This window comes from Phenylobacterium sp. (assembly GCF_004297125.1).
Lineage (GTDB): Bacteria > Pseudomonadota > Alphaproteobacteria > Caulobacterales > Caulobacteraceae > Phenylobacterium.
Genome location: NZ_SCVD01000001.1, coordinates 86,091 through 98,640, shown reverse-complemented (window position 1 = coordinate 98,640; position 12,550 = coordinate 86,091). Strand labels below are relative to the sequence as shown.

Here is a 12,550-nt window from a genome sequence, read left to right as displayed (position 1 = left end):
TCGAAAACGCCCCGCGCCGAAGTCCTGCGGCATTGCGCGCAGTTCTTTGATTCTCGACCCGGACCGCCTATATGTGAACCGTCGGGTTCGCCCGACTATGGAGATAAACGCGCGTGTAATAAGCGGACTGGACCCGGGTGCGATTCCCGGCGGCTCCACCAAATTTCCTTCCGGGTTCTCGCCGGGCCACTCTTGAGGGGAATTTGGGGGGCCGATCAGCATCGACAGACGTCTAAAGGCGTTGCTTTCTCTCGGCCTGACCCACCGTTCCGGGTTTTAAACTAAATGCGAACGATAACTTCGCTGAGGAAATCCGCCTCGCCGCGTAATGCGGTTCGGTAGAATTCCGACCTAAGTCCTAGGGGTTCAGATCCTTAGGCGGGGCCCGGGAGGCGCCTGCCAACAGAAGCCTCCCACCTTCTTTCATGACCAAGACGCCGCCGCTTGCGGGGGCCGGAGAGCCGGCCAGCAAAGGCCGCACTTTACCCTGGGTTGAAGAACTCTCCCGCGACTTCGCCGAGACTCCGAGGCATCTGCCGACAGAAGCTTCCCACTTTCCCCATCCGACCTTGCGCGCAGGCCGGCAAACGTTACCTTCCAGGGGAACTTTTCGCTTCGGAGTATTGCGTGTGGCCCAGGATCCGCCGGTCCAGGATCTGATGAACTACGAGGCCCTGGCGCAGGATGCGCTCCGGGGCGTGGCCAAGGCTGCGCTGAAGCGGGCGGCGGCGCCCGACGGGTTGCCCGGGTCGCACCACTTCTACATCACCTTCAAGACGGATGCGGCGGGGGTCTCCGGGCCCGTCGACCTGTTGTCGAAATACCCGGACGAGATGACCATCGTCCTGCAGCACCAGTACTGGGACCTGGCGCCCGGCGAGACCTTCTTCTCGGTGACCCTGCAATTCGGCGGCCAGCCCAAGCGGCTGTCGATCCCCTATGCGGCGATCACCCGCTTCTACGACCCCTCAGTGCAGTTCCTGCTGCAGTTCGAGCCGCCGCCCGCAGCGCCGGCCGAGGCGAAGGCCGCGCCCGAGGCGAAGACGCCCAGCGCCAAGGCGGACGAACCGCCGCCGAAGCCGGCCGAGGCCACCATCGTCTCGCTCGACCAGTTCCGGAAGAAATGACCGCATGACCGACGTGGCGGCCGCAGAGGCCAAGGCTGAACCGGAAGCCCTGACCGACGAGGCCATCCTCGACCGGTTCCTGCGCACCAAGAACCAGCCCACCGGCTCCCAGACCCTGGGGTTCCGGATGGTTGGCGTGAACCAGGCGACCAAGTCGGTCGAGGTGGAGTTCGACGCCAAGGCCGAACTGCTGCTGAACCCGATGAAGCAGATCCAGGGCGGCTATCTCTGCGCCATGCTGGACGAGTGCATGAGCGTGGCCTGCATGGTGGCCTCGGGCATGACCGCCGTGGCGCCGACCCTGGAGATGAAGACCAGCTTCTTCCGTCCCGGGGCTCCGGGCAAGATCAAGGGCGTCGGCAAGGTGGTGAAGTGGGGCCGCCAGGTCGCGTTCACCGAGGGCGAGCTCTACGATCCCGAGGGCCGGCTGCTGGCCAAGGCCACGGGAACGGCCATTCCCACACCTTTCACCAACTACAAGAAGTAGGCGGCGCGGATGGCCCGGCTCCTCGCTTTCATCGCGGCCATCTGGCTGGCGGCGGCGGGTGGAGCGCAGGCGGGCTCGGCGTTCTCAGATTGGTCGGCCGTCGTGGTGGCCGGCGACTGGCACGCCCACGATGGCGGCCCATCGGAAGGGTTCGACAACGCCCGGCGCGATGTGAGCGCGGCCCTGACCCGCCTCGGCTTCCAGGCGCAGAATATCCGCCAGTTCTCGGTCCGCCCGGAACGCTACAACGACACCAAGCCCGAGAAGAGCGAACTGCGCGGGATCTTCAACGCGCTCTCGGACCTCTCAGGCCGCGCCGGCGGCGGCTGCATGTTCTACATCACCTCGCACGGCGCTCCGGAAGGCGCGCAGCTCGACCAGGGCCTGTTGCGCCCCGGCGTGCTGGCCAACATGCTGGACCGCACCTGTGGCAAGCGGCCGACGGTGGTGGTGATCTCGGCCTGCTTCTCCGGCGTTTTCGTGCCCACGTTGGCGCAGCCCAACCGCATGGTCCTGACCGCGGCGCGGCCCGACCGCACCTCGTTCGGCTGCGGCCAGGACATCAAGTACCCCTATTTCGACGACTGCTTCCTGTCGTCGATCCCGGGCGCGAAGGATTTCGGGAGCCTGGCCGGGGCGGTGCGGGAATGTGTCCGCGCCCGCGAGGTGGCCGAGAAGTTGACCCCGCCGTCCGAGCCGCAGGTCTGGGTCGGCGCCCAGCTCCGCCCGATGCTGCCGTTCTACGTGTTCGAGGGTCCGCCAAGGGCCAACTAGCCGGCCGGCGAGCGGCGCCAGAGGCCCCTCTCAAATCAACGACATAGCCTGACGACCTGCGACGCCGCCCGGGGGGCAAGACGGGCTCCGCGACTCAACCAAGATGCTATGGTTGGTCTCAGGGTGGAGTTGGGTTGACGATGCGAAGCCTCGGCAAGATCGTGCTGGCGGCGTTGGCGCTCCTCATGGGGCCGCCCGCGGCGATCGCGCAGGACAGCACGCCGGCGGCCCTGCCGAAGGCGCCGGTTCCCTATGTGAAGATCCGCCCGCCGCGGCCCGCCGCGCCGGCCCCGCGCGCAGCGGAGCCGGCCGCCGCGACGCCGGCTCCGGCGCCGATCCGGCATCCAAGAGGGGCGCGCCTCACGTCCGGCCAGCCGGTCGATCCCGTCCAACTGGAAGCCTTCGTGGACGGCTGGGTCGCCGACGCCATGGCCCGCGAGCACGTGGCCGGGACCTCGGTCTCGGTCGTGCAGAACGGCCAGGTGGTGCTGAAGAAGGGCTACGGCTTCGCGGACCTCGCATCGCGACGGCCCGTCGACCCGGACAGGACGCTGTTCCGCATCGGATCGATCTCGAAGACCTTCACCTGGATCCTGCTGATGAAGGAGGTTGAAGCCGGCCGCATACGCCTGGACCGCCCGATCAACCTCTACCTGCCGGAGAAGGTGCGCCTGACGGGCAAGGCGCGCGAGGTCACCGTCGGCCAGCTCCTGAACCACACCCCCGGTTTCGAGGACCGGGCCCTGGGCCAGCTCTTCGAGAACGACCCGCGCCGCGTTCGCCCGCTGGACCTCTACCTGCGCCAGGAGCGGCCCAGCCGGGTGCGCACCCCCGGCCTGATCTCCAGCTACTCCAACTATGGCGCGGCGCTGGCCGGCGAGGCGACCGCGTTCGGGGCGGGCAAGACCTTCGAGCGGCGGGTCGAGGACGAGATCGCCCTGCCGCTGGGCATGAACAGCACGACCTTCCGCGAGCCCCGACCGGAACGCCGTGGCCTGCCCGCCGCCATGCCCGAGCGACTGCGGGGCGACGTGGCGGTCGGCTACGGCTGGCGGCAGGCGGGATTCTTCCCCAACGACTACGAGTACATCGGCCAGATCGCGCCGGCCGGCTCGGCCTCGTCCACCGCCGGCGACATGTCGCGCTACATGCTGATGCTGCTGAACAACGGCAGCTTGAACGGGACCACGGTGTTCGGCCCCCGCGCCGCGCGCGCCTTCCGGTCGCCGATGCGGCTGACCCCGCCGGGCATCAACGGCTGGGCCCATGGCTTCATGACCTTCGACCTGCCGGGCGGCTACCGCGGCTACGGCCATCTCGGCGACACCCTGGCGTTCCATTCCGGCATGATCGTGATCCCCGAGCTGGGGCTGGGCGTCTTCGTCACGACCAACAGCGAGACGGGTGCGGGGCTGGCCGATCGGCTGCCGGCCGCCCTGGTCCGGCAGTTCTACGCGCCCCCCGCCACCTTCCCACGGGCCGGCTCGGCCGACCTGCTGGAGGCGGCGGACGCCTTCACCGGCGACTATCTCTCCACGCGGCGCGCCTATGGCGGGCTCGAAGGCTTCGTGGGCCTGATCATTGGCGGCGCCGAGGTCGGCGTCACCCCGGGCGGGCGATTGCTCACCCATCGGATGGGCGCGGCCCGCGCCTGGGTTCCGGAAGGCCCGGTCAGCGAAGGCCGTTTCATCTCGACCACAGGTGACGAGCGCCTCGCGTTCCATATGGTCGATGGCCGCGCCGTGAGCTTCCGGCCGGACAACAACGCCGAAACCCTGCAGCGCGCGCCGTTTTCGGAACGGCAGAGCACCTTGGCCTTCATGGCGGGCCTGACCGCGTTCACGGCCGTGATGACCCTCGCCGGCCTGGGGCTGCGCAACCGACGCGAACTACGGCAGAACCAGATCCAGGCCCGCGCGGCCCTGGTCCAGAACATCCAGGCCGGCCTGTGGCTCGCGTCCTTCGGGCTGTTCGGAGCCTGGGCGGCTGGCGCATCGGACCTGCCGTCGATCATGTACGGCTGGCCCGGCCCGCTGGTGATCACCGCCTCGGCCTGCGCGCTCGTGGCCGCCGCGCTCAGCCTGATCACCATCGCCGCGATCCCCGCCATCTGGCAGGGCGGCCGCCGGGTCGATTCCTGGACGGCGATGCGAAAGGTGTTCTTCACGACGACCGTGCTGATCTACACGGCGTTCTCGGTGCTCCTGGCCATGAACGGCGCGCTCGAGCCCTGGGGCCGCTAGGGTCCTCGCCCTGACCGGTCACTAGGCAAAAAAGGACCACCTGCGACAGCCTGTCCCGTCAACTACGGCTCCGCTTAAACGGCCCCTTAACCAAGGACTGGGTAAATCCTGCCTACCTGAGGGGGAGAACCGCTTTTCAAGCGCCCCTTCGTGTTGGGAAGGGACGATCGGCGTTGAACCAGTTCATGGGCATGCTGCAGAGGTTCGGGATCGGCCGCCTGGCCGCCATCCTGGGTATCGGCGCCGGCCTGGCCGCGGTTCTCGCGGCCGTCTTCATGAACCTGGGCCAGCCGAAATCCCTGCTCTACTCCAACCTGGACCTCAAGGAAGCCGGCTCGATCACCGCCGCCCTGGACCAGGCCGGCGTGAAGTACGAGGTCAAGGGCGACGGCTCGACCATCATGGTGGCGCGCGACGCCGTCGCCTCCACCCGCCTGATGCTGTCCTCCAAGGGCCTGCCGACCGCGGGGTCGGTCGGGTATGAGATCTTCGACGAAGCCAACGCCCTGGGACAGACCGACTTCGTCCAGCAACTGAACCGCCAGCGAGCCCTGGAAGGCGAGCTGTCGCGCACCATCCTGGCCCTGGACGGCATCACCTCCGCCCGGGTTCACCTGGTCCTGCCCAAGCGCCAGCTGTTCGAGGAAGAGGCCGAGCAGCCTTCCGCCTCGGTCTCCATCGGCGTTGGCGGCCGCGAGCCCAGCCCCGAACAGGTCCGCGCCATGCAGAACCTGGTGGCCGGCGCCGTGCCGAACATGCGCCCCGACCGCGTCACCGTCGTCGACCAGCACGCCAAGACCTTGTCCGGCGGCGAAACCGGGATGGCCGCCGAGGCAGACAGCCGCAAGTCGGAAGTCGAGCAACGCATCGCCAAGCAGGTAAAGACGATGATCGAAGGCGTCGTCGGCGCCGGCAAGGCCCGCGTCAACGTCACCGCCGACCTGGACCTGGCCCGCGTGACCACCCAGGAGGAACGCTTCGACCCGGACGGCCAGGTCATCCGCTCGGAGTCGACGACGGAAGAGAACGCCCGCGAGGCCGACAGCTCGGGCTCCGGCCAGGCCTCGGTCACGGCGAACATCCCCGGCGCGCCCGGCGCCGACCAGAACACCAACACCAACACCAGCGGCCGCGCCGACTCGACCACGAACTACGAGATCTCCAAGACCGTCACGACGAAGGTCGAGGAACCCGGGACCGTGAAGCGCCTGTCCGTGGCGGTCGCCGTGGACGGCGCCACCGCGCCCGGCAAGGACGGGAAGCCCGGCGCCTACACTCCCCGGTCCGCCGAGGAGATGCAGCGCATCGAGCAGCTTGTCCGCACCGCCGTAGGCTTCAACCAGGAGCGCGGCGACCAGGTCAGCGTGATCAACGTGAAGTTTCCGACCGTCGAGGACGGAGAGGGTGTGGTGGCCTCCAATCCGCTGATGGGCTTCGACAAGAACGACATCATGCGCGCCATCGAACTGGGCGTGCTGGCGCTGGTCGGCGTCCTGATGATCTTCTTCGTCGCCCGCCCCCTGCTCGGCGGGGGCAAGAAGGGGGGCGGCGCGATGGGTGGCGGCTCGCTGATCGGCCCGGCCCAGATGCAGCGCGTCATGGTCTCGCCCGACGGCCAGCCGATGCAGATCGGCGCCGACGGCCAGCTGGCCCTGCCCGGCCCCGGCGGCGACGACGCGAACGCCCGTATCGACATGGCGCGCGTGGACGGCCAGGTCCGGGTCAGCGCCGTGAAGAAGGTGTCCGAATTCGTGGATCGCCACCCCGACGAGTCGGTCGCGATCCTCCGCTCCTGGCTGCATGAGACGAACTGATGGCCGCCGCCCGAGCCAGCTCGAAGAACATCGTCGACGCCTCCCGCCTGAACGGGGCGGAGAAGTGCGCCGTCATCCTGCTGGCGCTCGGCGAAGAGCACGCCTCTGTGTGGCAGGCCCTCGACGAGGAGGAGATCAAGGAGATCTCGCAGGCGATGGCCAGCCTCGGCAACGTCGCCGCGGTCGTGGTCGAGGACCTGCTGGTGGAATTCGTGTCCGGCGCCACCGGCACGGGCGCGATCATGGGCTCGTTCGAACAGACTCAGAAGCTGCTCGCTTCCATGCTGCCGAGCGAAAAAGTCGACGCGCTGATGGAGGAGATCCGCGGGCCCGCCGGCCGGACGATGTGGGACAAGCTTGGCAACGTGAACGAGGCCGTGCTCGCGAACTACCTGAAGAACGAATACCCGCAGACCGTCGCGGTGGTGCTGTCCAAGATCAAGTCCGAGCACGCCGCCCGGGTGCTGGCCTCGCTGCCCGAGGACTTCGCCTTGGAATGTGTGATGCGCATGCTGCGCATGGAGCCGGTGCAGCGCGAGATCCTCGACAAGATCGAGCAGACCCTGCGCAACGAATTCATGTCGAACCTGGCGCGCACCTCGAAGCGCGACAGCCACGAGATGATGGCCGACATCTTCAACGCCTTCGACCGCCAGACCGAGACCCGCTTCATCACCGCCCTGGAAGAACGCAACCGCGAGGCGGCCGAGCGCATCCGGGCGCTGATGTTCGTCTTCGAGGACCTGTCCAAGCTGGACCCGGGCGGCGTGCAGACCCTGCTGCGCGGTGTCGAGAAGGACCAGCTGGCGCTGGGCATGAAGGGCGCCTCGGACAGCCTGCGCGAGATGTTCTTCTCCAACATGTCGGAACGCGCCGCCAAGATCATGCGCGAGGATATGGAGAGCATGGGTCCCGTGCGCCTGCGCGACGTGGACCAGGCCCAGATGGCCATCGTCCAGGTCGCCAAGGACCTGGCCAACAAGGGCGAGATCATGCTCGCCGGCTCCGGCACCGACGATGAGTTGATCTACTGATGTCCGAAGCCCTCGAGAGATTCAGCTTCGATACGGTGTTCGACGCCGGCGGCGCGGCCCACGCGACGCCGCGGCCGAAGCGGCTGTTCCCGGCCGAGGAGGTCGAGCAGATCCGGGCCCTCGCCCGCGCCGAGGGCGAGCGCGCCGCGATGGCCAGTATCGCGGCCCAGCAGGCGAACGCGCTCTCGCAGATCGCCGCGGCCTGCAACCAGGCCCTGCCGCGCCTGGCCGAGGTGGCCCACGAACACCGCCAGGGCTCGGCCGCGCTAGCCCTGGCCTGCGCGCGGGGCATCGCCGATTCCGCCCTGGAGAAGTTCCCCCAGGCGCCGGTCCTGGCCGCGCTGGAAGCGCTGGCCAGGGAGATCGACGCCCAGCCGCGGCTGGTGCTGTCGGCGGACCCGGCGCTGGCCGAAGGCCTGCAATCGATCCTTGAAGAGACCGCCCGGGGCCTCGGCTTCGAGGGCGCGATCGTCGTAAAGCCCGACGGCGCCTTCGGGAGCCATGCCTTCACCCTCGATTTCGGCGACGGCCAGGCGGCGTTCGATCCCGCCCAGGCCGCCAGCCGAGTCACCCAGGCCCTGGAGGCGGCCCTCGCCGCCGAGGGGCTGCACGCCGAACCCTTGATCCCCGGCAGCGAAAGCTAGACCCATGGCCGAAGACGACCTGAAACTCGACGAATTCGCGCCCGACAGCGACGCCGACAACATGCTGGCGGGATTGCTGGGCGAAGAACGCACCGCCGGCGACCTGGCGCCCGTCTTCGACGTGCCCGTGGCGATCTCCGCCGTCCTCGGCCGCTCGTCCATGTCGGTGGCCCAGCTGCTGCAGCTCACCCAGGGCTCGGTCCTGGAGCTCGACCGCAAGGTCGGCGAGGCGATCGACATCTATGTGAACAACCGCCTGGTGGCGCGCGGCGAGGTCGTGATCGTCGATGAGCGCCTGGGCGTGACCATGACCGAAATCATCAAGGACGGCGACGCGCAGGCCTAGGGCCGGCTGCGTCTGAAGGAGCAGGAATATGAGACTTCTGGTCGTCGGGAAACTGAGCGGACAGCTCTCCACCGCCGTGAAGATGGCGATGAGCGCCGGCGCGAAGGTCAGCCACGTCGAGACCATCGACGCCGCCACCCACGCCCTGCGCGCGGGCCAGGGCGCGGACCTGTTGATGGTCGACTATGACCTCGACATCGCCGGGCTGATCGCCGCCAACCAGCTGGAGCGGATCCACGTGCCGGTGGTGGCCTGCGGCATCGCCGCCGACCCCAAGCGGGCAGCCGACGCGATCCGCGCCGGAGCCAAGGAATTCATCCCGCTGCCGCCGGACGCGACGCTGATCGCCGCTGTGCTGGCTGCGGTCAGCGACGACAATCGCCCGATGGTGGTGCGCGACCCCTCGATGCAGGCGGTGATCTCGCTGGCCGACCAGGTGGCGCCTTCGGAAGCCTCCATCCTGCTCACCGGCGAAAGCGGGGTCGGTAAGGAAGTCATCGCCCGCTACGTCCATCAGAAGTCGCGCCGGGCCAACCGGACCTTCATCTCGGTCAACTGCGCCGCGATCCCCGAGAACCTGCTCGAGAGCGAGCTGTTCGGCCACGAGAAGGGCGCCTTCACCGGCGCCGTCGCGCGCCGCATCGGCAAGTTCGAGGAAGCCAACGGCGGCACCCTGTTGCTGGACGAAATCTCGGAGATGGACGCCCGCCTGCAGGCCAAGCTGCTGCGCGCCATCCAGGAGCGCGAGATCGACCGCGTCGGCGGCTCGAAGCCGGTCAAGGTGGACATCCGCATCCTGGCGACCTCCAACCGCGACCTGGTCCAGGCGGTGAAGGACGGCACGTTCCGCGAAGACCTGCTCTACCGCCTGAACGTCGTGAACCTTCGCATCCCGCCGCTGCGCGAGCGCCCCGGCGACGTGCTGGTGATGGCCGAGTTCTTCATCAGGAAGTACGCCGCCGCCAACGGCGTGGCCGAGAAGCCGCTGTCGAGCGAGGCTAAGCGCCGCCTGGCCGCCCACCGCTGGCCGGGCAACGTCCGGGAGTTGGAGAACGCCATGCACCGCGCGGTGCTGCTGGCGGTCGGGCCCGAGATCGACGAGCAGGCCATCCGCCTGCCCGACGGCCAGCCGCTGGGCCCCGCCGACGCCCATGCCCGCACCGCCCAAGCGGCCGCTTCCGCCGCCGAGGTCGCCACCCGTTCCTTCGTCGGCCAGACGGTCGCCGAGATGGAACAGCACCTGATCATCGACACCCTGGAACACTGCTTCGGCAACCGCACCCATGCGGCCAACATCCTGGGCATCTCGATCCGGACGCTGCGCAACAAGCTGAAGGAATACAACGAGGCCGGCGTCTCGGTGCCGGCCCCGCAGATGGGCGCGAGCGCGGCCTGACATGACGCCGATGCGGCCCCGGGTGCGACGTCATGCCGGGGCCCGCCGGAACGCCCGCTCAGACTTGTTAACCATATCGCCAACCGCCACCGCCGATAACGCTGCCGTGGGCTTCTTCATGAGCCGCACGGACGCCCCTTCGGAGACCCGAGCCTGATGGCCGACACCGGCACGCGCTTTTCCAACGCCCCCTCCGGCAAGGAGATGATGGGCTGGGTGCTGCGCGGCGAAGTCGGGCTCGCCCTGGGCGTCATCGGCGTCGTCCTCCTCATGATCGTGCCGATCCCGGCGTTCATGCTGGACGTGTTCCTTTCGATCTCGATCGCCATGTCGATCCTGATCCTGATGACCGCGATCCTGATGAAGCGGATCCTGGACTTCACGGCCTTTCCGACCGTCCTGCTGGTGGCGACGCTCTACCGGCTGGCGCTGAACATCACGACGACCCGCCTGATCCTCAGCCACGGCCACGAGGGCGCCCACGGGGCCGGCCACGTCATCGAGACGTTCGGCAAGCTGATGATGGGCGGCAACTTCATCATCGGGGTTATCGTCTTCGCGATCCTGGTGGTCGTGAACTTCGTCGTCATCACCAAGGGTTCGGGCCGCATCGCCGAGGTGGCGGCCCGCTTCACCCTGGACTCGATGCCCGGCAAGCAGATGGCCATCGACGCCGACCTGTCGAGCGGCCTGATCGAGCAGGACGAAGCCAAGAAGCGCCGCAAGGAGCTGGAGCAGGAATCGACCTTCTTCGGCGCCATGGACGGCGCGTCGAAGTTCGTGCGCGGCGACGCGGTCGCCGGCCTGGTCATCCTGGCCATCAACGTCATCGGCGGCATCCTGATCGGGGTGATTCAGCACAAGGTGCCGATCGGCCAGGCGTTCTCGACCTACACCATCATGTCGATCGGCGACGGCCTGGTCAGCCAGATCCCGGCCCTGATCATCTCGATCGCCGCCGGCTTCCTGGTGTCCAAGGCGGGCGTCGAGGGCGCCGCCGACAAGGCCCTGGTCACCCAGCTCGCCACCAATCCGGTCAGCCTGGGCATGGTCGCGGCCGCCGCCGGCGGGCTGGCCATCATCCCCGGCATGCCGATCCTGCCGTTCGCCGCGCTGTCCATCGGCGCCGGGGTGCTGGCCTGGCGGCGATCGCACGCCAAGCCCGTGGCGGAGGTCGTCGACATCGCGCCGGCGAGCGCCGAGGAATCCGAGGAGCCGATCTCCCAGACCCTGGCCATCGACGAGATCAAGATCGAGCTGGGCTACGGCCTGCTGCCGCTGATCAACGACCTGGAGGGCCGCCGGCTCACCGACCAGATCAAGGCCCTGCGCCGCACCCTGGCGACCGACTTCGGCTTCGTCATGCCCAGCGTCCGCATCCTGGACAACATGCGCCTGCCCTCACAGGGCTACTGCCTGCGCATCAAGGAGATGGAGGCGGGCTCGGGCGAGGTGCGCATCGGCCAGCTCATGGCCATGGACCCGCGCGGCGCCCAGGTCGAGCTGCCCGGCGAACACATGAAGGAACCGGCGTTCGGCCTGCCGGCCACCTGGATCGACGACGGCCTGCGCGAGGAAGCCACCTTCCGCGGCTACACCATCGTCGACCCGGCCACGGTGCTGACGACGCACCTGACCGAGATCCTCAAGGAAAACATGCCGGACCTGCTGACCTACGCCGAGGTCCAGAAGCTGATCAAGGACCTGCCGGCCGAGCAGAAGAAGCTGGCCGACGACCTGATCCCCAGCGTCGTCACCGCGACGACGGTCCAGCGCGTGCTGCAGGCCCTGCTGCGCGAGCGGATCTCGATCCGCGACCTGGGCGCCATCCTGGAAGGCATCGGCGAGGCCGCGCCGCACACCAGCTCCATCACCCTGCTGGTCGAGCAGGTCCGCGGCCGCCTGGCCCGCCAGCTCTGCTACGCGTATCGGGGCGACGACGGCGCCCTGCCCATCGTCACCCTGTCGGCCGACTGGGAGAACGCCTTCGCCGACGCGCTGGTTGGCTCCGGCGAGGAGAAGCAGCTGGCCCTGGCCCCATCGCGCCTGCAGGAATTCATCCGCGGCATCCGCGAAACCTTCGAGCAGGCGGCCCTGGCCGGCGACTCGCCGGTGCTGCTGACCAGCCCGACCATCCGCCCCTATGTCCGTTCGATCATCGAGCGGTTCCGCGGCCAGACGCCGGTCATGAGCCAGAACGAAATCCACCCGCGCGCCCGCCTGAAGACCGTCGGGGCGATCTGACGCCGTTGCAGGCTGCGCCCGCGGCTGATAGCGGTTCGGGCCTGACCGGCGCTTCGCCCGGCCTTGAGTCTCGGATTTCGGATGCGGCGACCTCTACAGCGACCCCAGGGTGCGAACGGGCAATTCCTGTGGGACCTGCTGACTTTTGAGCGGCTGATCACCGGCACGCTCACGCACCTGGTCTACTGGGCCGGCCTCGGCATCATCGGGATCATGGCGTTCGGGGTGCTGGGCGCCTCGGTCGGCGTGGCCGTCCGCGAAGGCGGCTGGGGCATCCTGCTGGCGATCGGCGTGCTGGGCATAGGCATGCTGGGCGTGTTCGTGGCCGTGCTGCTGTGGCGCGCCTTCTGCGAATTCTACGTCACGATCTTCAAGATCAGCGAGGACCTCCACGTCCTGCGCCAGGACGTGGAAGCCGAGCGCGCCCGCCAGGGCAAGTAG

The 12,550-nt window shown here is 68.5% G+C and carries 11 protein-coding genes and 1 other RNA gene; all 12 read left to right on the top strand.

Annotated features, from left to right (window positions below; translation table 11 throughout):
• Positions 1–41 precede the first annotated feature (41 nt).
• The 12 genes from ssrA to EPO51_RS00380 all read left to right on the top strand — a co-directional run bounded on the left by ssrA (position 42) and on the right by EPO51_RS00380 (position 12,550).
• Positions 42–418: a transfer-messenger RNA gene (gene ssrA / locus EPO51_RS00435) on the top strand.
• Positions 419–659: 241 nt separating this feature from the next.
• Positions 660–1,127: an SspB family protein gene (locus EPO51_RS00430; RefSeq protein ID WP_465246584.1), complete on the top strand. Its 468-nt coding sequence runs from the start codon at positions 660–662 to the stop codon at positions 1,125–1,127.
• Between the two features lie 4 nt (positions 1,128–1,131).
• Positions 1,132–1,614 carry a PaaI family thioesterase gene (locus tag EPO51_RS00425; protein WP_293344830.1) on the top strand — a complete coding sequence of 161 codons (483 nt, stop codon included), beginning with the start codon at positions 1,132–1,134 and terminating at the stop codon, positions 1,612–1,614.
• A gap of 9 nt (positions 1,615–1,623) precedes the next feature.
• Positions 1,624–2,388 (top strand): C13 family peptidase, encoded by a 765-nt coding sequence (locus EPO51_RS00420; protein ID WP_293344828.1) that lies wholly within the window; start codon positions 1,624–1,626, stop codon positions 2,386–2,388.
• Between the two features lie 140 nt (positions 2,389–2,528).
• Entirely contained in the window at positions 2,529–4,631 is a 2,103-nt protein-coding gene (locus tag EPO51_RS00415) for a serine hydrolase domain-containing protein (RefSeq protein WP_293345493.1), read from the top strand.
• 173 nt (positions 4,632–4,804) lie between these two features.
• A complete protein-coding gene (gene fliF, locus EPO51_RS00410) occupies positions 4,805–6,445 on the top strand; it encodes a flagellar basal-body MS-ring/collar protein FliF (RefSeq protein WP_293344826.1) in 1,641 nt (546 codons plus the stop codon).
• Positions 6,445–7,479 carry a flagellar motor switch protein FliG gene (gene fliG / locus EPO51_RS00405; protein WP_293344824.1) on the top strand — a complete coding sequence of 345 codons (1,035 nt, stop codon included), beginning with the start codon at positions 6,445–6,447 and terminating at the stop codon, positions 7,477–7,479. Before fliF ends, fliG begins: the two co-directional genes overlap by 1 nt.
• Positions 7,479–8,123, top strand: a complete 645-nt coding sequence (locus EPO51_RS00400; protein ID WP_293344822.1) for a FliH/SctL family protein — start codon at positions 7,479–7,481, stop codon at positions 8,121–8,123. Before fliG ends, EPO51_RS00400 begins: the two co-directional genes overlap by 1 nt.
• A gap of 4 nt (positions 8,124–8,127) precedes the next feature.
• On the top strand, positions 8,128–8,469 hold the full coding sequence (gene fliN / locus EPO51_RS00395; protein ID WP_293344820.1) for a flagellar motor switch protein FliN: 342 nt from the start codon (positions 8,128–8,130) through the stop codon (positions 8,467–8,469).
• 28 nt (positions 8,470–8,497) lie between these two features.
• On the top strand, positions 8,498–9,865 hold the full coding sequence (gene flbD, locus EPO51_RS00390; RefSeq protein ID WP_293344818.1) for a sigma-54-dependent transcriptional regulator FlbD: 1,368 nt from the start codon (positions 8,498–8,500) through the stop codon (positions 9,863–9,865).
• Between the two features lie 156 nt (positions 9,866–10,021).
• Positions 10,022–12,109: a flagellar biosynthesis protein FlhA gene (gene flhA, locus EPO51_RS00385; protein ID WP_293344816.1), complete on the top strand. Its 2,088-nt coding sequence runs from the start codon at positions 10,022–10,024 to the stop codon at positions 12,107–12,109.
• A gap of 81 nt (positions 12,110–12,190) precedes the next feature.
• The gene (locus EPO51_RS00380; RefSeq protein WP_293344814.1) at positions 12,191–12,550 is read left to right on the top strand and encodes a DUF4282 domain-containing protein; all 360 of its coding nucleotides are present in this window, start codon (positions 12,191–12,193) and stop codon (positions 12,548–12,550) included.